Source organism: Nostoc sp., from assembly GCF_036919895.1.
Taxonomy (GTDB): domain Bacteria; phylum Cyanobacteriota; class Cyanobacteriia; order Cyanobacteriales; family Nostocaceae; genus Nostoc.
The window spans coordinates 16,976-40,955 of record NZ_JBALBW010000137.1; the positions used below are offsets into that span (position 1 = coordinate 16,976).

Annotated in this window: 19 protein-coding genes; 9 read left to right on the top strand and 10 right to left on the bottom strand. The window is 43.4% G+C overall.

The window, feature by feature from the left end; all coding sequences use genetic code 11:
• Window positions 1-11: 11 nt before the first annotated feature.
• Window positions 12-710, top strand: coding sequence for a phosphatase PAP2 family protein (locus V7K55_RS26910; protein WP_334836354.1), 699 nt, complete (start codon window positions 12-14; stop codon window positions 708-710).
• A gap of 158 nt (window positions 711-868) precedes the next feature.
• A complete protein-coding gene (gene psb27 / locus V7K55_RS26915; protein WP_334836357.1) occupies window positions 869-1,273 on the top strand; it encodes a photosystem II protein Psb27 in 405 nt (134 codons plus the stop codon).
• Between the two features lie 100 nt (window positions 1,274-1,373).
• On the opposite strand, the gene polA is transcribed toward psb27, so the two are convergent.
• Complete coding sequence (gene polA, locus V7K55_RS26920) at window positions 1,374-4,310, bottom strand: DNA polymerase I (protein WP_334836359.1); 2,937 nt, start codon at window positions 4,308-4,310, stop codon at window positions 1,374-1,376.
• A gap of 553 nt (window positions 4,311-4,863) precedes the next feature.
• Here polA and V7K55_RS26925 point away from each other — a divergent pair.
• On the top strand, window positions 4,864-5,568 hold the full coding sequence (locus V7K55_RS26925; protein WP_334836361.1) for a PEP-CTERM sorting domain-containing protein: 705 nt from the start codon (window positions 4,864-4,866) through the stop codon (window positions 5,566-5,568).
• 276 nt (window positions 5,569-5,844) lie between these two features.
• Window positions 5,845-6,714 (top strand): Cof-type HAD-IIB family hydrolase, encoded by an 870-nt coding sequence (locus V7K55_RS26930; protein ID WP_334836364.1) that lies wholly within the window; start codon window positions 5,845-5,847, stop codon window positions 6,712-6,714.
• 179 nt (window positions 6,715-6,893) lie between these two features.
• Here V7K55_RS26930 and V7K55_RS26935 read toward each other — a convergent pair whose 3' ends face one another.
• A complete protein-coding gene (locus tag V7K55_RS26935; RefSeq protein ID WP_334836366.1) occupies window positions 6,894-7,595 on the bottom strand; it encodes a DALR anticodon-binding domain-containing protein in 702 nt (233 codons plus the stop codon).
• A gap of 519 nt (window positions 7,596-8,114) precedes the next feature.
• On the opposite strand from V7K55_RS26935, the gene V7K55_RS26940 reads away from it, so the two are divergent.
• Window positions 8,115-8,834, top strand: coding sequence for a Crp/Fnr family transcriptional regulator (locus V7K55_RS26940; RefSeq protein ID WP_012412419.1), 720 nt, complete (start codon window positions 8,115-8,117; stop codon window positions 8,832-8,834).
• 53 nt (window positions 8,835-8,887) lie between these two features.
• Here the strand turns inward: V7K55_RS26940 and V7K55_RS26945 are convergent, their stop codons facing one another.
• Both V7K55_RS26945 and V7K55_RS26950 read right to left on the bottom strand, forming a co-directional pair.
• Window positions 8,888-9,934, bottom strand: a complete 1,047-nt coding sequence (locus tag V7K55_RS26945; RefSeq protein WP_334836368.1) for a PstS family phosphate ABC transporter substrate-binding protein — start codon at window positions 9,932-9,934, stop codon at window positions 8,888-8,890.
• Window positions 9,935-10,124: 190 nt separating this feature from the next.
• A complete protein-coding gene (locus V7K55_RS26950; protein ID WP_334836370.1) occupies window positions 10,125-10,547 on the bottom strand; it encodes a hypothetical protein in 423 nt (140 codons plus the stop codon).
• A gap of 328 nt (window positions 10,548-10,875) precedes the next feature.
• Between V7K55_RS26950 and V7K55_RS26955 the strand changes: the two genes are divergently transcribed.
• On the top strand, window positions 10,876-11,160 hold the full coding sequence (locus V7K55_RS26955; RefSeq protein WP_334836373.1) for a hypothetical protein: 285 nt from the start codon (window positions 10,876-10,878) through the stop codon (window positions 11,158-11,160).
• 95 nt (window positions 11,161-11,255) lie between these two features.
• Here the strand turns inward: V7K55_RS26955 and V7K55_RS26960 are convergent, their stop codons facing one another.
• The 6 genes from V7K55_RS26960 to V7K55_RS26985 all read right to left on the bottom strand — a co-directional run bounded on the left by V7K55_RS26960 (window position 11,256) and on the right by V7K55_RS26985 (window position 19,694).
• On the bottom strand, window positions 11,256-13,319 hold the full coding sequence (locus V7K55_RS26960) for a phospholipase C (RefSeq protein ID WP_334836375.1): 2,064 nt from the start codon (window positions 13,317-13,319) through the stop codon (window positions 11,256-11,258).
• 180 nt (window positions 13,320-13,499) lie between these two features.
• On the bottom strand, window positions 13,500-14,117 hold the full coding sequence (locus V7K55_RS26965) for a PEP-CTERM sorting domain-containing protein (protein ID WP_334836377.1): 618 nt from the start codon (window positions 14,115-14,117) through the stop codon (window positions 13,500-13,502).
• A gap of 223 nt (window positions 14,118-14,340) precedes the next feature.
• Window positions 14,341-15,738, bottom strand: coding sequence for an ABC transporter substrate-binding protein (locus V7K55_RS26970; RefSeq protein ID WP_334836380.1), 1,398 nt, complete (start codon window positions 15,736-15,738; stop codon window positions 14,341-14,343).
• Window positions 15,739-15,790: 52 nt separating this feature from the next.
• Entirely contained in the window at window positions 15,791-16,834 is a 1,044-nt protein-coding gene (locus tag V7K55_RS26975; protein WP_334836393.1) for a PstS family phosphate ABC transporter substrate-binding protein, read from the bottom strand.
• A 146-nt stretch (window positions 16,835-16,980) separates the two neighbouring features.
• Complete coding sequence (locus V7K55_RS26980) at window positions 16,981-18,381, bottom strand: serine/threonine-protein kinase (protein WP_334836384.1); 1,401 nt, start codon at window positions 18,379-18,381, stop codon at window positions 16,981-16,983.
• 299 nt (window positions 18,382-18,680) lie between these two features.
• On the bottom strand, window positions 18,681-19,694 hold the full coding sequence (locus tag V7K55_RS26985; RefSeq protein ID WP_334836385.1) for a LysR family transcriptional regulator: 1,014 nt from the start codon (window positions 19,692-19,694) through the stop codon (window positions 18,681-18,683).
• A 212-nt stretch (window positions 19,695-19,906) separates the two neighbouring features.
• On the opposite strand from V7K55_RS26985, the gene V7K55_RS26990 reads away from it, so the two are divergent.
• The 3 genes from V7K55_RS26990 to V7K55_RS27000 all read left to right on the top strand — a co-directional run bounded on the left by V7K55_RS26990 (window position 19,907) and on the right by V7K55_RS27000 (window position 23,744).
• Window positions 19,907-20,629, top strand: a complete 723-nt coding sequence (locus V7K55_RS26990; RefSeq protein ID WP_334836387.1) for an NnrU family protein — start codon at window positions 19,907-19,909, stop codon at window positions 20,627-20,629.
• 413 nt (window positions 20,630-21,042) lie between these two features.
• Complete coding sequence (locus tag V7K55_RS26995; RefSeq protein WP_334836389.1) at window positions 21,043-21,429, top strand: thioredoxin family protein; 387 nt, start codon at window positions 21,043-21,045, stop codon at window positions 21,427-21,429.
• A gap of 212 nt (window positions 21,430-21,641) precedes the next feature.
• The gene (locus tag V7K55_RS27000) at window positions 21,642-23,744 is read left to right on the top strand and encodes an NAD(P)H-quinone oxidoreductase subunit 5 (RefSeq protein WP_334836391.1); all 2,103 of its coding nucleotides are present in this window, start codon (window positions 21,642-21,644) and stop codon (window positions 23,742-23,744) included.
• The last annotated feature ends 236 nt before the right edge of the window (window positions 23,745-23,980 follow it).

A 23,980-nucleotide genomic window follows, 5' to 3' on the forward strand; every position in this document is an offset into this window, starting at 1 on the left:
AAAATTAAAGTATGCTCCGACAAATTTCTAATTTCTGGTTGCGTCATATACATCCTCGTTTGGCTGCCTTAATTGCCACAATTGGTATTGTTGGACTTACTAGTTGTTTGCTGATACTTTTTGTTTTAGCAAAAATAGCTGGAGAGGTTTTAGAGCGAGAAGCTTTTGCATTTGATACTACTTTTTTGTTATGGCTACATCAGTTTGCTAATCCAATTTTAGATAATTTAATGTTGTTCATTACAAATCTTGCTAATCCTAGTACAGTAGTCATTGTTGTCGGCGTTAATTTATTATTACTTTGGTGGCGACGTTATCGAGAAGAAGCGATTTTTTTTGTCCTTGCTTGCTTCGGAGGATTCATTTTAAATACAGGGCTAAAGTTGTTTTTCTCTAAACCTCGCCCTGAACTATGGCATCGCTTGATTTCTGAAAAATCTTTTAGTTTTCCTAGTGGTCATGCACTAGGTTCTATGGTACTTTATGGTTTTATTTCTTACGAATTGGCAACTCACTATCCTCGTTTTGCCAAGTTTATTTACAGTTTGACAATTATTTTAATTGCTGCTATTGGCATTAGCCGCTTATATTTAGGAGTTCATTGGCCTACAGACATAATTGCAGGTTATGGAGTCGGCTTTTTGTGGCTGATGATATGTATTACAATGCTCAAATTGCAAAAATTGAGGCATGGAAAGTTAGTTGATTAAATCCTCTCAATCTCCAATCCCATAACTCTAAGTACAACATTTCATTAATTCGTAGCGAATTCTCTGCGTGCCTCTGCGTTTAAAATTTCACCCTGAATTGATCCCCAAGTTACCAATCCAAGATACGATAGACGTTGATTTACGTATTCTTTTAATTAATGCATATGAAGCGCTATTGGTCGCGTTTGCTTGCGCTGGTTTTGGTTGTATCTATTGGCTTAATGGGCTGTTCTGGCAGTCCAGATAGTTTGACTGGGGATTATCGCCAAGATACCTTAGCTGTGGTCAATGTTATGAGACAAGCTCTCAATCTATCACAAGATTCATCAGACAAAACAGCAGTTCAAACAGAAGCGCGTCAGAAAATTAATGATTTTTCGGCTCGCTATCAGCGAGTTAACTCTGTTTCTGGACTTAGCTCCTTTACAACCATGCGGACAGCCCTTAATTCCCTGGCTGGACACTACAGTTCTTACCCAAATCGTCCTGTACCCGAAAAACTCAAAAATCGTTTAGAGAAGGAATTACAGCAAGTTGAATCAGCATTGAAGCGTGGCGGTTAACTCTTAAGACTAGGCGAATGGAATTCGCGGCTATACAGACAAAACCCACCTCCGTGGGTTTCAAATTTCTGGAGTCCGCGTAGCCGTGATTTCTAATCGCTTACTTTGTATCCATCCAATTTTCACCAACACGCGCCTCTACCAGCAATGGCACACTCAACTGCACAGCATTTTCCATCACCGATTTAATTTGCAGTTGTAATTCTTCCCACTCATCAGGGGGAATTTCAAACACTAATTCATCGTGAACTTGCAACAACAAACGTGCCTGATAGTTCTTCAAAATCTCATGCAATCTCACCATTGCAATTTTGATAATATCGGCGTTGGAACCTTGAATTGGTGCATTAGCAGCCGAGCGTAATAAACCCGCATCATAAGGGCCCAAATTCTTCAATTTACTCAAATCAATATCTTCTGGGTTACTGCCTTTTAATTTGCGTAAACTGTTATTAGTAAAATCAAAATAACGACGACGACCGAGAATAGTTTCTACATAACCAAGAGCGATCGCTTCTTTTTTTACTTGCTCTAAATATGCAAAAACTTTCGGATATCTTTCATTAAACCGCTTAATGAACTCGTTGGCAATATTCTTATCTATCCCAGTTGAGCGCGAAAACCTGAGAGAACCCATGCCATAAATCACCCCAAAATTGATAGTTTTTGCCATCCCTCGTTCTTCGGAGGTGATATTTTCTTTTTCAAATACTAACCGCGCGGTAACAGTGTGAACATCTTCATTTTGCTGATATGCTTGCACTAATATCGGCTCTTGACTCAAATGAGCCAAAATCCGCAATTCAATTTGTGAGTAATCAGCAGCCACCATGAACCAACCAGCTTCAGGCAAAAACGCCTTCCGAATTTGGCGACTAAAAGCTGTACGAATGGGGATATTTTGCAAATTTGGATTAGAAGAAGATAACCTACCAGTTGATGTTGCTGCTTGATTAAAATCAGTATGAACTCGCTGCGTATCTGGACGCACCAATGCAGGTAAGGCATCAACATAAGTAGATTTTAATTTAGATAAGGTGCGATATTCAATAATCGCCTCAACAAAACCACTTTTATCATCTTCTTGGAGTCTTTCTAGTGTTGCTGCGTCCGTAGAAAAGCCTGTTTGAATTTTCCGAGAATGTTTGGTACTTAATCCCAATTTTTCAAACAAGATTTGGCTCAATTGCTTAGGAGAACCTAAGTTAAAATTTTCTCCAGCTATTTCAGTTGCTTCCTCTTTTAACCTGACTAACTCTATTTCCAAATGCTGCGAAAGTTCTTTTAAATAAGCTGAATTAATACGGACACCCGTATATTCCATTTGAGCTAAAACTTCTTCTAGTGGCTGTTCCACTTCAATTAATAGCTTAGACAAAGTTGGAATTTGATCCAGTTCCTCCCGCAATTTCGCCACTAAGCCAAAGGTAGAATAAGCATCCATACCGCAGTAATCTGCAACGGCGGGAATATCTATATCAGCGATGGTTTTGCCTTTAGGAACTAAATCTAAATAACTTTTTGCTATCAATCCCAAATATCGTTGCCCTAAATCCATCAAATTATGACTTGAGTCTGGATTTAGAATGTAACTTGCCAGCATGGTATCAAACATTACTCCCGCCAAATTAATCCCTTGACACTTGAGAACTAAGCGGTCAAATTTGGCATTCTGTAAAGCTTTCGGATAATCAGCACTTTCAAGAATTGGGCGTAATGCTTCTAGCACCAAATCTTTATGCAAATTTTCCCCATTTTTATGCCCCACAGGAATATAGGCTACTTCATCCGGTTGCATTCCCCAACAGCAACCAATTCCTACTAATTCAGCGTCTCTTGGTTCTAAAGCAGTAGTTTCAGTATCCCAAGCAATGGGAGTCTCTAGGTTAGTGAATGTTTGCAAAAGTTTCACTAACTCAGTTAGTTTTGCTTCAGTGTTGATGATGCGTGGTGTAATGGGAGAAATAGATTTTTGTGCAACTGCTGCTGTATCACTAGCACTGAAAAACCACAAATCATTATCTTCATCATCCTTCAATTCGGAGTTAGAATTAATTGCGTCTGTTTTAGCTTCTGGCTTTTCTTTAACTTGACCACCAAAGCGTTGCTGTAGGTCGTTGATTCTACCTAAAAAAGACTTGAATTCTAATTTTTCTAAAATGGGAGATAAGACGCTTATATCAAATCCTTTTAATTTGCAATCTTCTAAATTAATTTCTATAGGAACATCTAAAACAATGGTTGCCAAATAGCGAGACTTATCGGCATCTTCTTTACCATTTGCTAGTTTTTTCTGAGTTGCGCCTTTAATTTCATCTAACGCTGCATAAATATTGTCAAGGGAACCATAGGTATTTAGCAGTTGCACTGCTGTCTTTTCCCCAATTCCCTTGACTCCAGGAATATTATCTGATTTATCACCACAAAGAGCTTTAAAATCGATAATTTGTGAAGGCAAAACGCCCATTTTTTCTTTTACTTGTTCTGCTTCAAATTCCGTAATGCTATTTGTAGAGCGTTTTATGGCATCTGGACTAAAATTTAAAACAGTGATTTCTTTGTCAGAGTCGATTAGTTGAAATAAATCGCGATCGCCTGTGAGAATCTTCACCTTATAACCAGCCGCAGTTACTCGCTGTGCTAAGGTTCCCAAAACATCATCAGCCTCGAAACCAGGGGCAGTGAAAAAGGGTAGATTGAAGCCACTCAGCAACTCATGGAGATTTTCTAAGTCGGGAATGAAGTCTTCTGGCGTTTCCGGGCGATCGGCTTTATAAGTCTCGTCAGCTTCGTGGCGAAAAGTAGCCTCACCCAAATCAAAAGCGATCGCCATTGCTTGGGGCTGTTGTGTTGCCATTACCTCAAGCAGACATTTCACAAAACCAAAACATATACTCGTCGGAATCCCTGCTTTAGTACGCAGTCCCCCATCTCGCCCTTTGGCGAAAGCAAAGTATGAACGATAAGCCAGGGAGTGTCCATCTACGAGGATGAACGTGGGGCGTGTTGCAGTTACAGATGTGAAAGTTTCAGACATAGCCCTATTTTAGCCAGAAGCTTTGTCACATAGTTAGCAATTTTAGATGCTAGTTCAACTTGGCTTTGGTCACAATAGCGCAGTTTTTGCGTGCCAATTGCTCCTGCATATAATTTTAGACGAAGTGATGTCTACGCATTTGCAGCTTTAGTACGGAAGCCCAGTAGAACCAAACTTTTGGCAGCAATACCGCCTTAATTAAGTACGTGGGTATCAACATAGTAACCATGTAGTAACCAGATCGCCGATTTCTCACCAAAACTTGGGGATCTATCTACTGAGCGTTTTATGTTTAATTAGATTGACCTAGCTTACTTCTCAAGAACTAACAAACACTAGCTTAATATTTCGACATCATACTACCACTATCAAAACCTCTTCGCATTAACAAAACTTTATATATATCAATCAAAAAGGATATTTTCCGAAGAGACTTGAACATAAAAACTTCACATAAAGTTACGTGGAATTATCAATCCGACAAGCAAAGTTTCAGAGTTAGAAATAACTTAGTAATCCTGTAATGATTCGTTCTAGAAAAGCATCTTCCATCATGACAACAAAACTATTGAACACTCTCGCGGCTGCTACAACTTTGGCAGGAATTGTCGCAACATCTGGAGTAGCTAACGCAGCTTCTCTCTCGTATACCAGTTCCACTAATTACGATTTTACAGATATAATTGATGCACCTTTAAGCGTCCAGCAATTTAACTCATCTCTAGGCACACTCAAGGGTGTAACGATAGATTTTACTGGCGACATACTTGGAAATGCAGGTTTGGAAAATAAAAATACAACCGCACGTCAAGCCACAGTAGATCTTAGCAGTCAATTGAACTTACAACTAAATAATCAGTCTCTATTGGCGCTCAATCCTGAATATTCTTACAGTTACCAACTTGCTAAATATGACGGCACTACTGATTATAGTGGCACTTCTGGAAAGACTCTTTCTAACTTAACTGCCACACAATCTGCTACTCAGTCTTTCACTAATACCCAATTTTTGCAGTCTTTTATTGGCAATGGCAACGTAGACTTCCTATTCTCCGCTTTAGCCACCTCAGCAGTTACAGGATCGGGCAACATGAGATCCTATATTGATACTTATGCCAAAGCAGGTATCAAAGTAACTTACAACTATGATGTTAAACCAGTACCTGAACCCTCTGCCACACTTGGGGTTGGTTTAATTGCTGGGCTTTGTCTGTTGTCACAACGCAAAAAAAGCTGGCTGAAGGTTTCCAATTCATAGACTTTTTTGAATAGGTGGATTTTTCCCATCCTATCTATCAGTCAAGCTGTCTAATTTAAATGAAAACCCCGATTTTTTCGAGAATCGGGGTTTTTTGTGGCGATTATTAGCCATAATTTTGAACAATATTCAAAAGATACCATAGCTAAAATCGTGTGATTCAACATCCTCACGGTAGGCATATTGGGTTGACTAGAGAACCCAATTTTGTCTACTACTCCCCACTAGTCGCTAGAGCCTGTTAACCTCTTACTGGAACTTAAAATCTAGGAAATTATGCAGAAAGCATCTGCTACACATCTGGTATCTACTAATCATCAGGCTGCTGCAAAAGACATTAAACTACTAGTTTTGGATATAGATGGCACGATCGCAGGACATTCCAATACCATCAGCGCAGGTGTAAAGCAAGCTATTGTGGCAGCCCAAGCACGAGGAATTCCAGTAGCGATCGCTACAGGTAGAATGTATCGTTCAGCCTTGCGCTTTCACCAAGAAATTGCCTCTACATTACCATTAATGGCTTATCAGGGAGCCTGGATTCAAGACCCGATAGCTCAAAAAATTCATCGTCATTGGGCTGTTTCCAGGGAAATGGCCTACCAGCTACTCGACTATTTTGAACAACCTGAGTTGCGATCGCTCCTATCCGTCCACTTTTACATCAACGATCAACTATACGTCCGTGAGTTGACTAGAGAAACCCAAATTTATGCAGAACGTTCTGCTATTACCCCAATTCCCGTTGGTGATTTGCGCCAAACCTTAACAAATGAACCAACAAAAATTCTCGCTTTGTCTGATGACGCAGATTTAATCGATCGGTTATTGGGGAATTTGCGTCGTCAATACACACCTGCTGAACTTTATCTCACAACATCTGTTGCTACCTTCTTTGAAGCAACTAACGCCTCTGTGAATAAAGGAACTGCTGTACGTTACCTAGCCGAAGAATTGCTGGGATTAAAATTAACCAACGTTATGGCGATTGGCGATAACTTTAATGATGTGGAAATGCTAGAGTCTGTTGGACTTGGTGTAGCTATGGGCAACGCACCAGCCGGAGTGCAAGCGATCGCGCGATGGGTAGCTCCTAGTGTAGAGGAAGACGGAGCAGCAGTAGCAATTGAAAAGTTTTTGCTGTAATGAGGATACTCTTTCGAGCCTGAAGCATAAAAATCAGAAAGAACACCGACGACTGGCCGTGTTTCGTCTCGGTGTCCTAGCTGGTTCGCTCCTCACACACCTGCTAATGTAGCCGAGGTGATGCATTGAGTCAATAGCTATTATAAAAGTTTTTATTTTACCTAAGCGACATTACCGATTTATAACTCCAAGGGCGCAAAAACACCCAAGTTTTCCTCTAGTACGTATCTTAATACTGACTGAGTAGCCATAAGTAATCCGAGTCTGGCTTGGGCTAGTTCTGGTGATATAATTTTTACTTCACCCCAAATCCGGCAATTACACCAAAAATTTTCAAAAGCTTGGCTCAAATTCAGCGCAACTTTTTCCCATTTCACAGAACCACTAATATCAGGGCACTCTATGTTGTCTACTACTTGTATTAACTCGCCAATCAGACGACGCTCATCTGGATGATTTAGTCGCATTGTTTGATCGCAGTTTAGCCAAGGTAGAGGGTTCGGAGAGATAACATCCCAAAAAGCTGGACTAGTATTTGGAACTGGTTCTCTAAGTTTTATCAATCCGTCTCGGTGAGCCAGCAACACTAGCGAACAGCAACGTGCATGGGCGTGCTGAACAGCAAACAATGAATTGGGCAGAAGAGGCAGAAGGGCAGGGGGCGGGGGGCAAGGGGGAGAACTAAAATTAGCTCTTTCCCCTCTGCTCCTTGCTCCCTGCTCCCTGCTCCCCAGACTCCCGACTGCGAGACTTTGTAACCAAGTCGCTAAGGTAGAGTGAGTCAATTCAAAATGTATCCAGCCAGGAGGAACTATTTGGATGGTAAAAACGTCGGCAGAAATCCTCAATAAATCAGATGCGATCGCGCTGGCAAGCTCCATAGTTTTCCAATTCTGAGATTTTGAAAGTTGCAAAGCCACACTTGAGATATATGAAATTTTATTATTATCTCTATCTTTATATAGATAATCTTTTTTATCTTTTATGCATATAAATTCTGCTTTGTAAGTATCAATGCTTAGTAACTTTATTATATAACTGTACAATAGCTGTTTTATTGACGTATATTTGCTAACTGGTGATCTATAATGCACGTAATATTATTTAAATTATCGTGTAATGTATATATATTAATTTCTGTCATCTATCTTGGGATATAAATTTCATTTAGATGAAGAAAAATGAGAGAAGGATAAAATTTGATGAATAATCGATGAATAGTAAGTAAACTTTACTACCATCATTGTACAGTAGGAAGTATAACAAAAGAGTAGAGAGTAATTTGCTTTCTATTCTTTGGATTGGCTGGCGCTGTTAGGCGTTAAGCCTCGCCAACACAAAGACACTCCTTGCACCTTTTGATCACGTCTTTGTCTTCAGCCGAACGCTCTTTGTTACCTATGCAATCTCCATCCTCCTTTTCTGAGGCATCACGGCCTTTTTTAACTTGGCAACGAATTCTTGACTGGGCTCAAGAACACTATCGATGCCGTACCTTTAGCAAAGATGAGCGTATTCCAGCCCGGCCTGGATTGCTATATTTGGTGCAAAGGGGTGCGATCCGCATGGTAGGAACCGCCCAAGTTAGTGCGACAGCTAGTCAGCTAACGTCTCGACGAATCAACAGAACCCCAGAAGAAGCGTTCTTGGGTTTTGTGGGAGCGGGACAGCCATTTGAAATTGTTGCTCAGTCGCCATTTACACTCCAGGCTTACGCCCATGTTGACCAAACTGCGGTGCTGTGGATGTACTGGCATGACCTAGACAACTGGCCTCACTTCCGTCGTGAAGTTATGGATGCCTTTAGGTATCAGCACCAGCGTAAGCTGCTGTGGTTGAGTGCCTTGGGACAACGCCGTACAATTGACCGACTCTTAGGATTTCTCACATTATTAATTGAGGAATATGGAGAGCCAGCAATGAGCGACACCGATCCTGATGTGATTCGCGGCTATTGTCTGCCCTTCCCCCTCACCCATGCCCAAATTGGTAGCGCGATTGGTTCGACCCGTGTCACCGTCACCCGCTTGATGGGTAAGCTGCGTCAACGCGGCTTAATCCTCACCCAAGGGGATAATTTAATTTGTTTGCCAGCAGAATCGATTAATAGGGCTGGTTAAAGCAGAGTTCAGAGCGGCGATTTCCGCCACTCTGCTTGAGTGCAATCCAGGTGTCAGCGAATTTTGACAAACCCAGCTTGGCTAATCAGTTCCTGCCCCTGCTCAGTCAGCAGTAAGTTGGCGTAAGCGACACCTGCTTGCTGCTCGGTCTGACTGTTCTGTTTGACCACCACAAACAGATTGCGGGTAATCGGGTATTTTCCTGATTGGAAAGCATCAATGTTCAATTTGTTCCGTTTACCAGGACATTCCGACGGGAGGACAGAAGGTTCTTGGTATGGAGCAATATATTGCCCTTGCGTCCGCCCCAACGGTAAGGGTTTGATAGAACATTGAGGAATCACCTCTGGGGCAGAAGCGTAGTAGATACCACCAGAACTACCAGCCAATTTTTGCAAGGCTTGGGTGGTTGTGGAGATAAATTCCACATTGGGGCTGAAAGCTTGACCACCCAAGATGTCTTGGACAAAAAGTTCTACAGTACCGCCATCAGCAATGCGGCGGGAATAGGGCTTAATCGGGATATTGGGGCCACCCACCTGGCTCCAATTATTGATTTTACCTGTGTAAATTGACTTTAACTGTTCTATTGTTAGTCCTGGGATATTCAGGTTGGGGTTAACTGCGACTGCTAAACCATCAATAGCCACAGGAATTTGTTTCAAAGTGAACCCACGCTGCTGGGCACGGCTTAATTCCTGATCTAGAATTGGTCGGGAGGACTGGGCAAAAGCTAGTTGTCCATCTATCAGTGACTGAATGCCAGTACCAGAACCAGGAGATGCGTTGCTAGGTTCTACATAACGCAGCCTAAGTTCTGGTCGCGCCGCTTGAATTGCTGGATCGACTACCAGCCGAATCGGTGCCCAAGATGTACTACCTCCGTAATTGAATAATCCTGTAGGAACATCCTTTACTGAAGTGAAAGTATTGCCACTAGGTTGTTCCGATGCAGTTTGGGGCGTTTTGGTGCTACCAGAATTAATTGTATTTAGATCGACACCAGACTTTCTGCTAAACCACCAAAAACCGCCAGCTATTAGCCCAGCGGTGATTAGGATGGATAAAACAAGAATAGTTGTTTCATTTTTCTGGGACATAATAAATTACCCGCGCGTCCATTCAATATAAGTGCTTGACTTGATAGGTGCTTGCTACTTGAGATTGTATTGGGATGACGGATGTTTTGTTAATGAATTATGACAAATCCTAACTTCTGACTTTTAGCAGCGAAGGTATTGGTTGAAAACAACGAAAAAACTTGTCTCAAAACTCTATACTTACCTCAAATTACTCAAGAAACGGACTTAAAAGAAGTCCTCCACGGAAATGATTTGTATTGAATCCTCGGTCGAGCTTGAGTAGGGAGCCTTTCCCTAGATTGCGATCGAAGATGTCGCCATAGTTACCTACAGATGTAAGAACGTGGCGCTGCCACTCCTTGTCTAGACCTAGCTCTGGTGCAAAGATCGGCATCACCCCAGCACCGCCCGCATACCAGCGTGTTTCCGGTCTTTCTGCATTGATCAATGTATTCACTGTCCACCCGACGATCGCTGACCACTGGGCATCTTCAGTTCCGGTAGCGGCAATTATGGGAAAGGTCGTTAGTGGCTCTGGGAGGATGCGGCTCGATAATCGGTTCACCCCAGAGTCGAGGCGGATCTGGGCAAGGGTCGTAATCTCACCAGCGATCGCGTGACAATTTTGCACGTTGTATGTATCGATCATTTCCCCATCCTCAGAGAACGGCCGCCGGAACCAGTTCTTGTGGAGCGCACCGAAATAAGCCGTGAGGCTCCGCTCCACCGAACTACCAATCATAAAACAGACGCTTTCTCCGGCTAGATCGCTGACATGATGGGCAGCCGAATTGGATGCTACCATTACCCCATTAGATTCTACAAAAACAGTAGGGCCAGGAACTAGCTTACCAGCTAGTTTTTGTTCGTCAATCTCCGAACCTGTAAGGAAGTATACGTCGTCCTGCTGGTTACGTACTGCATCGAAGTCTTTTTGCGTCTCATACTTGTGATATTCGATGCGGTCAGAAGATCCTAGTACGGCGGCAGCGATCGCGCGACAGATATCGACATTAAGACCACTCCAGCCACCTGAATCGGCTTCAGTTGCCAGACCCGTCCGCTCGACGCTACCACAGCGAACCACATTGCGTTCCTTTACACGTTTGATGACGGAACCTGCCTCAGCATCGGAAATTGAGCAGCAGAAACCAAATAGAGTCAGGAAGACTAACAGAAAACGCATGAATTCTCCTCAAGGAATGTCGAAAAATGATTTCGAGTTATTAGTCATTAGTCATTAGTACCAACGATCAATGACTAAATCGGCGGGGGGTGGTCACTTAGCTTACCGAAGTGCTATCCCTCCCACACCAATGAGAGGGATAGGCGATTTTTTTTAAGGGTTAGCTGCTGGATAGGTGCTTGGTAGGGCATTGAAGCCCTGGGGAATTTTGTTGACTATCCCCTGGCGCTTGTCCTCTGGCGTGATGCCGATCGCTCGGCACCCTTCACCCCCGTAGTGCGGTAATGTATTCACAACACTGTCTGGAATCTTCGCAAAGGAGGCTGGTAGTGGCGGCGAGACACCAAGTAGCCGCTTTGGATCAAAGCCTGACAGCAAGCTATCGGTGATCGGCGAATTAATGTCCCGTGGGCCGAGGTATTTCTGCTTGAATCCTGGCGGGCCAAACTTGTTAAACTCTGGGGAGTTGCCAGCAGCAAGAGCCTGTGCCTCATCGGGCAGACTGGCAAGGGCAGGCAAACCAAAGATCGTGTTGATCGTCTCGATTACCGAGTTGTGATCCCCTTCAGCGTGCGAAACAGCGTGCGTCCGAGCATAGGGTGATATCAGGATCAGTGGCACACGGACACCACGCGAGAGCGGCAACCCATCAGGGCCATAAGATAAGATCCGTGGTGGTACATGGTCGTAGAAGCCATCTGACTCGTCATAGGTAATGATGATGGCACTCTGTTGCCAGATTTTCGGATTGGAGGCGATCGCATTAATCGCTCTGGCCGCCATCCCCTCACTCAGCTGGCGATCGGTGTAGGCTGGATGGTCATCATCACCTGATTTTGCTGCATTAATGGCGGCAATCTCGTCCGTTGGTGTGTTGGGGTTGGTGATCGGTGGCTTCAAACCTTGCTGGTTACTGTAGCCGCCACGAATGTAGAACACGCCACTTTTAGGCAGGGTATTGTTGGCTATATCGTTAAAGAAGTCATTCAATCCACGCAGATTTTTACTCACCTGCGGCGTGTTGGCAATATAACCGAAATACTGTGCGCCATTGTGATGGGTAACATAGGCATTGTGTGAAGCAATGCCGTTGGTATCAGTCGGTTCGAGATTGTAGCCTTCTTGATACCAGCGCCAATTGACTGGCTCAGTCTGGAGTTTCTGGATATAGGGGATATCTTGCTGGATGTCGGCTAAATCAAATAAAGGATTCCTGTTACCAGCCAAGACTGACCGAATATTGTGCCCCTGGAAGGTGAGGGGCAGACTGGCGAAGGTCAGGTTTGAGGAGATATTGCCATCGGCGTAGCTCTCTTTCGGGCCAGCAGGTTGCTTGTTGTCCGTTGTTGGATCGAATTGGGAGCCATAAAATGGCTGTGGATCGTTGACTAGCGGCACTCCCTGGGTTGTACCAGTGTGGCTGCCCACAGTGTATGATTGACCGTTCGAGCCGTGCTTAACCCACTGTGTTTCACCTGACTGCCCTGCAAGCATCGCTACTGCATTCGGGGTTGAAGGTGTGTCTTCAGTTGCAAAGATGTTGTCGAAGACGGTGAAGCGACTAGCCCACTTCCAGAAGAAGGGAATTGTATCGCAGTCGATGTGCGACATTACCAGGCGGGCAAACTGCTTGCCCTCTGCAATGTTGGCTGCTCCACCCTTGGACGCGAAGCGCGTGTACTCGTCGGCGGCGAACCGATCCATTTGTGGCTTGCCATCCACTACGTGCAGCTTGGTTGCGAGTCCGGTGTGGGAGTGGTCAACGCTGTCAACGACGGTGGCGTTCTGTTCGGCTCCGATTCGGAATGGCTGAACTGTAACGTTTGCACCGTTGACATCCCTGTAAGTTTGGGTGAAACCTGGCGTTTTCTGTGGACTACGAGGCTTTTGTCCATCTGAGTAGAGTCCATTAACACCAGGCAATGTGCCATACTCGTTGTCGAAGGAGTGATTTTCGTTAAAAATTACGAAAACGTACTTAATCCGCTCCTGAAGCAGCCTTGTGAGAACCTTCGGTGGCAGGTTGGGTTCCTTATCTGGAGAATTTAAGTATCGCGCCACATCTGGGGTTGCATCTGGCTGAGTTGTGATGGTTGAGTGTGCTTCTTGGGGGGATGACTCCTCTGCGATCGCACAACCGAGAAACATGGACGGTACGATCCAGGACGGAATTAGCAAGAGTGTTGTGGCAAAATAGAGCTTCGTAAATCTTCTCAAAGCACATCTCCTTAGTAATTTCTATCCAGTTAATACGCTACGCGGAATAAGAATCTTTAGTTGATATACCGCAAGCATTTCATTGATTTAAAATAGGTATTTTGGTTACGCTGTGCTTTATTGGTTACGAAATTTAGAAGAACTTTACACTGTTGACCAGATGCAAAATTATGCCGTTATTTAAGCTTTTTGCTTTCTTTTCAGCCAGAAACCGATAGTAGCAAAAACTACTGTTCCCGCAAAAGTTGAAGGTTCAGGAACAGGCTCACTATTCACGAAAGTAACGGCAGTAAGTCCCGAACTTTCAACACTTCCCAGGCCGCTGTTGTCCAAAAAATTCCCATCATTGGTACTACCCGTACCTGTGAAATTGCTAGGAAAGTCCAGTTCCAGACTGGATAAATTCTGGTTTTGACCTGTTAACAAACCTGCGTCTGAAAAAGCAAGGATGTTCTCTTGAATGTAAGCTGTATTGCCCGCCAAACTATTGGATAAGGTTCGCAAAACAGTATTGTCTTTGACTAAGTTTATATTCCAACTTGTCAAATCTACAAAAGAACTAGAAGCGGGTAATTGATCCACATCTACTGTGTAAGTCCCGTTAAAAGAAGCATTTGCTAAATTAACAGGTAGTCCTACAGAACCATCCTCGGCCGCAGAAGCAAAATTTCCGACAAGATTAAATGTTTTCAAATTGACAGCCTGGGCAGGATTGCCAATAGCTGCAAGCATAGCGAAACCAAGCCCTGCGGTGGCAGTTGCTTGCGATAACCTTCTTAAAGGTGTTGCACTCAGCATAAGTTTGGTCTTAATATTTTTGCCCGTAGTTTAAGGAAGTGCGCTTTTTGCACACTGAAAATAATGCCAACAAGATTGCACTACTTCACCAGTTGCTAAAAATCCCAACTTCTGTATTTTGTTACCAGGAAATTAATGACAGATTAAGAAAAGGCAAAATTTATTAAATAGTCATGGTAAAACTATCCAGATTTCTCACAATTGAGAATAGCTGAATTCTTATTCAACGCACTGGTTCAAAGTCATAACCAGTACGAGAGCGAGAACCAGGAACGATTTTCACAAGTTGGACTGGCGCATTGCGATCGCCTGATGCTAAAAACCGAATTGTACCAGAAGCGCCGGTGGCAGAAAAGTCAGAAGACACTAATGCTTGTTGGACTCCAGAACGTGTGGGATTAAGTTTTAATGCAGCAATTAAAGCTACAGTGGCATCATAGCTGAGGGCGCTTCGCCAACTCACATCACCACCCCATAACTGCCGAGATTTCTGGGAAAAATCTGACTTAAGATCGCTGTCAATATGCCAGGGAACTGCTAATACCATTCCCACAGCTTGCTCTCTGCCAATTTCTAAAGTTTTGGCGGTGTAAACATCATCTCCCGCCAGCAGAGTTAATCGTTTCTGGTTAATTTGAACTACTTGCAGCGCTTTGTCGAGAGTTTCAGTGTTAGCAGCCAACATCAACACTTCTGCACCTTGCTTAGTTGCTTGTTCTACGCTTTTAGCCGCACTAAAATCTGCTTTGGACAAGTCAAATTCGCTGGAGACTTGTCCACCTTCTAAGGAGACAGATGAAACAAACTCCGACTTTAAAGACTGGCTATAGTTACTTTGAGAATTAAAGAAAACCACAGCATTTTTTTTCTGCAAGGTTCTCACCATATAGTTAGCTAAACTTCTCGCAGCCATAAAATCACTGGGAACCGTGCGAAAAACGTAGTGGCTAAAGTTAGAAATTTTGACAGATGTGCTGGTAGGGGAAATTGCTACAAGTTGTCCAGAATTATAAATAGTACCTGCGGCTAAGGTGGAATCACTAGTAATGGGCCCAACTACACCTAATACTTCTGAATTGCTGACTAGGCTAGAAGCGATTTGCTTGGCTATTTCTGGATTGTCGTCGTCGTTAGCTATTCCGACTCTCAATGGCACTCCCTTGACTCCTCCAGAGCTATTAACTTGATTTTGGGCTTGGGCTATACCACGTAAGATTTCTAAAGAAGCATTGGGGTCAGTGCCAAAAGGTACAGAAGCCACGATGGTATAGCTCTTGGAACTGATCCGGGCATTGTTAAGAAAAATTAGCGTTTCTGGATCGTTACGGTTGAGTTTTAGGGCAGCTGTGAAATTGGCGATCGCCTTATCGTAACTTTTAGCCGCGATCGCCTGTACTCCTTCTTTTTTTTCAGCAGAAACAGCACCTGGAGTCAAATTTTTGTCCCCAAAACTAATCCGATCTTGTAGAGATAGATTGTTCCCTGCTTCCGAACCTGGAACGATCGTATTACCAATTTTGGCTCCAAAACCATTAGTAAACCACCACGCACCACCGCCAACTATTCCAACTGTCAGCAACAGAGCTAAGGCTAAAATTTTGGTTTCATTCTTCTGTGACATGAAAAAATCTGAATAAAATAAAAATGTTTGTTATTTAATTATTTGGCTAAGTTCATTTAATTTTGACAAATCCAGTCTTTTCGATTAATTCTTGACTCTGAGGTGTCAGCAGCCAATTTGCATAAGCTTCGCCAGCTTGCTGATCTGTTTGACCATTCTGTTTAATAATTACAAATAAGTTGCGGGTAATTGCATAATCTCCACTACGAAATGCTTGACTATTCAATTGATTACGTTTATTGGGACATTGAGATGGAGGTACAAACGGTTCTTGGTAAGGAGGTACTAATTGACTGCTTGTGCGTCCCAGTGGTAGGGATTTAATAATACATTGAGGTACAATTTCTGGGGCAGAAGCATAATAAATTCCCCCAGGATTTGCAGCAACTTTCCGTACTGCTTCAGTTGTCGTGTCAACATAACTTATATTGTTACCAAAATTTTCTTTATTTAGAACATTTTCGACAAAGAATTCTGCTGTACCCCCAGCTTCTTTGCTCCGAGAGTAAGCTTTAATTGGTAAATTTGGCCCACCTACCTGTTGCCAATTAGTAATTTTGCCAGTGTAGATGTCTTTGAGTTGAGCCACCGTTAAACCAGGGATGTTGAGAGCGTGGTTAACTGCGATCGCAATTCCATCAATGGCCACGGGAATTTCTTTTAAACTAAATCCTTTTTGTTTCGCTTCGGCATTTTCTTCAGCCTTTACTGAACGAGAAGATTGAGAAAAAGCTAGTTGATTGTCTATTAACATCCGCAGGCCAGTTCCAGATCCGGCTTTACCTGATGGCGGCTGAATGTAGCGTAAAATAAACCGGGGACACTGGCTTTCTAGTACAGAGTCTACGTCTTTACGGATGGGTGCCCAGGTTGTGCTACCACCATAATTGAATGTCCCTTCTGGGAGGTTGGGCACGTTACATTTACTGACAAACTGGTTTACGGAGTTATCTGTGTTACCAGTCCCGGAAGGTTTAGCTACAGTTCCATTTAGTTGCGCCCACCGTTCCATAAAAAACCATAAGCCACTAAAGATTAAACCAATAGTGATGACAACGGCTAAGAAAAGGCTAAGTGTTTCGTTTTTCTGAGACATACAGCAGGAGTCAGGAGTAAAACAGTCTTCATATCTGGCTTTTGTGGTTTTTAAGTCTAGGTTCTGTACCTCACTAACTTGCAAAGTGCTGTAGGTGGTAGTCGGTGTTAGCACCAGGAGTTTTTTAAAGTAACAGAGATAATAATTTATTTATATATAAGTCGAACTAATTTATATATAAGTCGAAATAAGGCTGTTGCTGAAATGGCTACTAAGCCTGCTGCAACTGCTAAAAGAATTACTGTCTGAATGCCAAGACCTCCTTGTAAAAAGGGGAGAAAAAAAATAATCGCAAAACTAATTGTTGGAATAATTAATAAATCGAACTTTTCAATCCACCGCCTGGTTTGGGCATATATCAGTATCCCCAAAATCACACATCCAACAAGAAAAGTCGGTATTGGTAATTTTACTACACTGAAGAGGGCGATCGCTATCAATGACCCCTGAAATCCACTAAATGCTGCCCCACCCAATAATTCCACTGTAGAAAACGCTGGTTGAGTTGGTGAACGGTTGGAGACGACGGGATTAGAACCTTTAGATCGCTGTGGTGGGAGGGTTACAGAGGGCGAATTAAGCTGTGTAGCAGCTAGAGGCTGTGAATGAAGTGCATTTAGAACTTCCTGCGCCGACTGGAAGCGCTGATTAGCAGCAGGTAGCAGCATCTTATCTAAAATGTTAGCAAGGTGAGAATTGACGCTAACTTGCTCATGCCATTTCCACTGGTTGCTGTAAGCATCAAATAGTTGAATAGCTTCCTTATTTGTCAACAAAGTAATAAGAGTTACAGCTAAAGCATATAAATCCGTAGATGGAAATACTTGACCCCCAGCCATCTGCTCAGGCGGTGCAAATCCCATAGAATAAATTCCTGTAGAAGAAGCAGCCCCTAGTGCAACGTTTGTCACTTGCTTAACTGCGCCAAAATCTAGTAAAAAAAGTTTACCATCACGACGGCGCATAATGTTAGAAGGTTTAATATCTCTGTGGATAATGTTTCGATCGTGGACAAACCTTAGTACCTTGAGGATTTCTTGCAGTACTTCTAACACTTGCTGTTCAGAAAATTTACCCTGTTGAGCTAATTCTTCCTCTAAGTTTTGCCCATCAATATATTCTTGTACTAAGTAAAAAAATTGGTCTTCTTGGCCTGCTTGCGAACTATTAACTATCACTGGAAAGAAGGCAAACAAGTCGGGGATTTGCTCGTGATCGTTACCAAGTTGTGCTAAAACATCTGCTTCTCTCTCAAACATTATCTGTGCTTGTTGCAGTTGAGCTAGGGTTAGATTTCCTGATGGTTGAAACTGCTTAACGACGCATTGACGCATTCCAGGGATTCGCCGATCGCGTGCCAAAAACGCAGCCCCAAACCCGCCCCTTCCCAGCAACTTTGTAGGTACATATCGACCATCTAGCAGCAGTGGCATCCCACAGGTAGTACAGTACTTTTGTTGCGTTGTTTTCAGGTTCGTAATATTATCTAAATCTGCAAAATAGTTTCGTGGCTGTGGGCAACGTGGACGAGTACAGTAAACTTCCATTTTCGTGATTAGTCATTAGTCAGTCAAAATAATTCGTAATTGATAATACCCACCATTCGCATAGCACCTCGTAGAGAAGGCGAGAAGCAAGCTACATAATTCGTAATTAATTTAGCCCAAATAAACTAGATTAATTGATGATTTTCCTTTATATACAACCCCTAGCTTTCCTACGGTATGCTGCGCGAACAGCTATCAGGTCAGAATGACGAATTATCTAGGCGCAGCCTTACCATAGAGGATTACAAACTATTTAGTCATTAGTCATTTACAAAAAACAAAGGACAAATGACGAGGTTTTAGTCTTCGCCAGAGGAGGCGGGCATAGCTATATCCAATGTGGCGATCGCTATGCTTTTTTGTGTAAATGTTAACACATCTTGACTCCATCCAGGGTTAGCAAACTGGGGCAAAATTTCTTTACTAAAAGCTTCTGCGGCCTTGGATCTATAGCGATTGGGATTAAAAATCAGCCACAGTGTCCGTTTGACAACGACACCTTCAATAGGGGTACGGTGGAGAACACCCATTTGTAACTCTTTAGCGATCGCACTTGTTGAAACAAAAGCAGCCCCTAAACCAGACTGGACAGCATTCTTAATCGCTTCAATGGAATTTAGTTCCATTTCCACTCTCAAACGTCTAGTATCAATCTCACAACGTCCTAACACTTGGTCAATGACTTTGCGGATAGTTGATTGGGAATCTAGGGCAATGAATTGTAATTTATATAGGTCTTCTTTTTGGATTGTTTCAAGTTTGGCAAAGGGATGAAAGACCGGTAAAATCAGTGCTAATTCGTCTTCAGCGTAAGAAATCACTTCCAGAGATTCTGACAGTTCGCCAGGAATTTCACCGCCAATAATCGCCAGATCGACTTGTCCGTTAGCGACACTCCAAGCAGTTCGCCGGGTAGAGTGGACGTGTAATTGTACAGCCACATCTGGATATTTTTGTCGGAACATACCGATCATTTTGGGTAACAGATAAGTGCCAGTAGTTTGAGAAGCACCGACAATCAACGTACCACCTTGGAGATTTTGTAAATCCTCAATGGCGCGGCAGGTTTCCTGACACAGACTAAGAATTTTTTCACCATAATTTAGAAGTAGATGCCCTGCTTCAGTTAATTGAGCGCGTCGTCCTCCACGATCGAATAAAGGAACATCTAGCTGCCGTTCGAGATTTTGGACTTGTAAGCTGACGGCAGGTTGGGAAACGTAAAGACTATCGGCGGCCCGCTTGAAGCTTCCTTCTTGGGCGATCGCTTTTAAAATCCGTAACTGATCTAAAGTGAAAGGAAGGTCAGACATAAGGCTCAACCCACAAACATTTAAAGGAGCAGATGCACACAACAAATAAAGTTTGGCAGCAATCAGCCGCCCATGATTTGTTGCATATTAAACTTGAAAGCTTGACTCGAAAAGGACAGTAGCACAACATCTTGACTAAAGTCTCCTTTGGAATACTTTGTGGTATTGGTTGTACTGAATTCAATTTTCTTTAAATTACTTCACCCGTCTATATGCTGCTGATTTCTTGGTTGACACCCAGTCATTTTGTCATACTGGGGTTACAAATAGTTTTTGCGATCGCTCACAGTGGAGGCGCTGCTTTGCGTCCTTGGGCAGAAAAAAATATTGGCCCAAGGCTTTATCGCGTTTTCTTTGCATTAGTCAGCCTACCGTTGGCTGCGATCTTAATTATTTACTTTTTTGGGCACCGCTATGATGGTTTGCAACTTTGGCAGGTACAAGGAGTGCCAGGAGTGCGAGAATTTGTTTGGCTGCTGTCAGCGATCTCGTTTTTGTTTTTATATCCTGCTACCTTCAATCTACTAGAAATTGCTGCTATTCAAAAGCCCCAAGTTCATCTCTACGAAACCGGAATTATTCGGATTACTCGTCATCCTCAGATGGTGGGACAAATAATCTGGTGTGTTGCCCATACTCTCTGGTTGGGTACTACCTTTACCCTTGTGACTTCCATTGGATTAGTATTACATCATTTGTTCGGGGTTTGGCACGGGGATCGCCGTCTTAGCGATCGCTATGGAGAAGCCTTTGAAATTGCCAAACAACGGACTTCAATTATTCCCTTTAAAGCAATTATTGACGGCCGTCAATCTATCTTATGGCAGGAATTTCTTCGCCCTTCCTATTTGGGAGTTGCCATTTTTATCGCTTTGCTTTGGTGGTCACACCCTCTGCTGATGGAAGCAACTGGTAGGATAAAATGGGAGATTTAAGCGATCCCCAGTGTCAGCAGAAAATCCCAAATAGATTAAAATTTCAGCTTATCAATTGCCCCAAATCAATGTAGGATAAGTTCAAACGTCTATAAGTGGGGGTGCGTTCAGTTAGCTTGAGATTTTTATTGGTAGTTGAAGGCCCGTTGTCTTTGCTTGGGAGTCAGTGGCAGATTCAGTCAAATTCCCAGGCGGATACAGCAATCAGGAGTCTAACATTCAAAAAAGCCACCGTGAGAGTCCCGATGGCTTTTTTGTCAGAGACACATCAACGCGCTCAATTTTTATCCAATTATTCTGTGTCCTGAGATTTGGTTCCTGAAAGCATCTATCGGCAGTTACTGACTTACCAATCCTTCACTTCAGTACTGATAGGTAGTTTGATATAAAAACCTTATAATCCAAGAGGCGTCATGGTGTTGTCGGTTAGTGAGCAGACATTTACTCAGGAAGTTTTAGAATCTCCTATTCCTGTTTTAGTTAACTTTGAAGCACCTTGGTGTGGTTTGTGTCGGATTATCCACCCACTATTGTTGCAATTTCAAGCCCAATGTGGGGACGAAATTAAATTAGTTGGGGTTAACGCCGATCAAAATTTTAAATTGTCTACTACTTATAGGCTAAAGTCACTGCCAACTTTACTATTGATTGAAAATGGCACTGTTCGCCATCGCTTGGAAGGGTTTCGTGGCAGAGAAGATTTACGTCTAGCTTTAGAAGACATCAAAGTAAGCTACAGCAGTTACCCGAAAATCTACAAGAGTTCAAAAACAGTGGACTTAGAACGTCGTTCAGCCTGATGGACATTGGACATTGGCAGAGGAAATGAGGCATGGCGCAAGTGACCAATGACCAATGACAAATGACCAATGACAAGTGACCAAATCTAAAACCATGCTTAATACCCCACCCAATCAGTCTTGGGTGGGTTATTTTATCTTAAAGGGTGTGTGTCACAATTATTAACAGTTTCGACACGCTAAATCAAGAATTCTAAAAGTAGGCGTCAGTGATGGAAGTAATCTATCAGTATGCCTGGCTGATTCCGGTGTTCCCTCTTTTTGGGGCAATGCTGGTCGGTCTAGGGTTAATCTCGTTGAATCAGGTGACAAACCGCCTCCGGCAGCTTAACGCTGTGGTGATTATCTCCATGATGGCAGCAGCTATGGGGCTGTCGTTTGCCTTGCTCTGGAGTCAAATTCAAGGACACGCGCCTTATCTACGCACCTTTGAATGGGCAGCAGCAGGTAATTTTCACCTGAGCATGGGCTACACTATCGACCACCTAACAGCCCTAATGCTGGTGATTGTCACAACGGTAGCTTGCTTAGTCATGGTTTACACCGATGGCTACATGGCTCACGATCCCAGTTACGTGAGGTTTTACGCCTATCTCAGTTTGTTTGGCTCCTCAATGTTAGGTCTGGTAATCAGCCCCAACCTAGTACAGATTTATATATTTTGGGAACTCGTGGGAATGTGTTCCTACTTGCTGGTCGGCTTTTGGTACGATCGCAAGTCAGCAGCCGATGCTGCTCAAAAAGCGTTTGTAACTAACCGCGTGGGCGACTTTGGTTTGTTACTAGGCATTTTGGGGCTATTCTGGGCGACAGGAAGCTTTGATTTTAATATCATGGGCGATCGCCTCGCTCAACTCGTAGAATCAGGTTCGATCAGCAATTTTCTCGCTGTCCTGTTGGCGATTTTAGTTTTCTTAGGCCCAGTAGCGAAATCAGCCCAATTCCCCCTCCATGTCTGGCTACCAGATGCAATGGAAGGCCCCACCCCCATTTCTGCCTTGATTCATGCGGCAACAATGGTGGCGGCTGGTGTTTTCCTAATTGCCCGGATGTACCCAGTATTTGAACACGTTCCAGTTGCAATGAACGTCATTGCCTTTACTGGGGCGTTTACGGCGTTTTTGGGGGCTAGCATTGCTATTACCCAAAACGACATCAAAAAGGGCTTGGCTTACTCCACCATTTCCCAACTTGGTTACATGGTGATGGCAATGGGCATAGGTTCCTACAGTGCCGGATTATTCCACCTGATGACCCACGCCTATTTCAAGGCGATGCTGTTCTTGGGTTCAGGTTCAGTAATTCACGGTATGGAAGGTGTCGTTGGTCACGACCCCGCATTAGCGCAAGATATGCGGCTGATGGGCGGACTGCGGAAGTATATGCCCGTCACCTCAATTACTTTCTTGATTGGTTGCTTGGCAATTTCTGGTATTCCGCCTTTTGCTGGTTTCTGGTCAAAAGATGAAATTCTGGGGAAAGCTTTTGAGGCTAACCCATTTCTTTGGATGATTGGCTGGCTAACTGCCGGGATTACTGCTTTCTATATGTTTAGAATGTATTTCATGACATTTGAAGGCAAATTCCGGGGTACTGACGAGAAAATCAAGCAAAAACTCAAGAGTGCTGCGTCCACAATTGTCCTGGAATTAGAGTCAGCAGAACCAGCCCCGAATTTTGGGCCTGGGGCGATGAAGAAAGGAGAATTGGCAGCAACTAGTCAGCATCATGACTCCCATGACTCCCACGGACATCACAGCGACTCCCCCCACGAATCGCCGTGGACAATGACGCTGCCGTTGGCACTGTTGGCTGTGCCTTCGATTTTGATTGGTTTGGTGGGAACTCCCTACGCCAATTATTTTGAAGAGTTTATCTTTCCTCCTAGCGAAACCCTTTCCGAAGTTATAGAAAAGTCTGCCGAGTTCAATCCGACGGAATTCTACATCATGGCAGGGGCTTCAGTCGGAATTTCTTTAATTGCGATTACCCTGGCTTCGCTGATGTATTTGCGCCGTAAAATTGACCCGGCTGCGATCGCTGCTCAAATCAAACCACTTTACGATTTATCCCTCAACAAGTGGTACTTTGATGACATTTATCATCGGGTTTTTGTCCTCGGCTTGCGTCGCCTAGCTAGACAAGTTATGGAAGTTGACTTCCGCGTTGTCGATGGTGCTGTTAACCTCACAGGCTTTTTCACCCTTGTTAGCGGTGAAGGTCTGAAGTACCTAGAAAACGGTCGCGCTCAATTCTATGCCTTGATTGTGTTTGGGGCGGTTTTGGGTTTAGTGATTGTCTTTGGTGTTACCTGATTTTTATAGGGGTGGGCAAATGTCCGCCCCTACATTATTTTTTATCTCATGGAGAGGCACAGAGAGGAGTTGAAAGTTTGCTCTGAAAATATGACAATATTTTTTAATACAAGCTATATAAATTTATTTGCTCTAAAATTGCTATATACAGCACTTTGTGTAACGGTTTGGTACAGTAGTTGAGAAGATAAAAGTAAAAAATCAGATGAAACCCTACTCAGTAGACCTGCGGGAGA

What these genes read in the sequence shown, in the direction of transcription:
- V7K55_RS26910 (WP_334836354.1), top strand. Translation starts at nt 12, where the DNA reads ATGCTCCGACAAATTTCTAATTTCTGGTTGCGTCATATACATCCTCGT.
- V7K55_RS26930 (WP_334836364.1), top strand. Translation starts at nt 5,845, where the DNA reads ATGCAGAAAGCATCTGCTACACATCTGGTATCTACTAATCATCAGGCT.
- polA (WP_334836359.1), bottom strand. Translation starts at nt 4,310, where the DNA reads ATGTCTGAAACTTTCACATCTGTAACTGCAACACGCCCCACGTTCATC.
- V7K55_RS26945 (WP_334836368.1), bottom strand. Translation starts at nt 9,934, where the DNA reads ATGTCCCAGAAAAATGAAACAACTATTCTTGTTTTATCCATCCTAATC.
- V7K55_RS26990 (WP_334836387.1), top strand. Translation starts at nt 19,907, where the DNA reads ATGCTGCTGATTTCTTGGTTGACACCCAGTCATTTTGTCATACTGGGG.
- V7K55_RS26980 (WP_334836384.1), bottom strand. Translation starts at nt 18,381, where the DNA reads ATGGAAGTTTACTGTACTCGTCCACGTTGCCCACAGCCACGAAACTAT.
- V7K55_RS26975 (WP_334836393.1), bottom strand. Translation starts at nt 16,834, where the DNA reads ATGTCTCAGAAAAACGAAACACTTAGCCTTTTCTTAGCCGTTGTCATC.
- V7K55_RS26965 (WP_334836377.1), bottom strand. Translation starts at nt 14,117, where the DNA reads ATGCTGAGTGCAACACCTTTAAGAAGGTTATCGCAAGCAACTGCCACC.
- V7K55_RS26985 (WP_334836385.1), bottom strand. Translation starts at nt 19,694, where the DNA reads ATGTCTGACCTTCCTTTCACTTTAGATCAGTTACGGATTTTAAAAGCG.
- V7K55_RS26935 (WP_334836366.1), bottom strand. Translation starts at nt 7,595, where the DNA reads ATGGAGCTTGCCAGCGCGATCGCATCTGATTTATTGAGGATTTCTGCC.
- V7K55_RS26940 (WP_012412419.1), top strand. Translation starts at nt 8,115, where the DNA reads ATGCAATCTCCATCCTCCTTTTCTGAGGCATCACGGCCTTTTTTAACT.
- V7K55_RS27000 (WP_334836391.1), top strand. Translation starts at nt 21,642, where the DNA reads ATGGAAGTAATCTATCAGTATGCCTGGCTGATTCCGGTGTTCCCTCTT.
- V7K55_RS26970 (WP_334836380.1), bottom strand. Translation starts at nt 15,738, where the DNA reads ATGTCACAGAAGAATGAAACCAAAATTTTAGCCTTAGCTCTGTTGCTG.
- V7K55_RS26995 (WP_334836389.1), top strand. Translation starts at nt 21,043, where the DNA reads ATGGTGTTGTCGGTTAGTGAGCAGACATTTACTCAGGAAGTTTTAGAA.
- V7K55_RS26955 (WP_334836373.1), top strand. Translation starts at nt 10,876, where the DNA reads ATGCGGTCAGAAGATCCTAGTACGGCGGCAGCGATCGCGCGACAGATA.
- V7K55_RS26925 (WP_334836361.1), top strand. Translation starts at nt 4,864, where the DNA reads ATGACAACAAAACTATTGAACACTCTCGCGGCTGCTACAACTTTGGCA.
- psb27 (WP_334836357.1), top strand. Translation starts at nt 869, where the DNA reads ATGCATATGAAGCGCTATTGGTCGCGTTTGCTTGCGCTGGTTTTGGTT.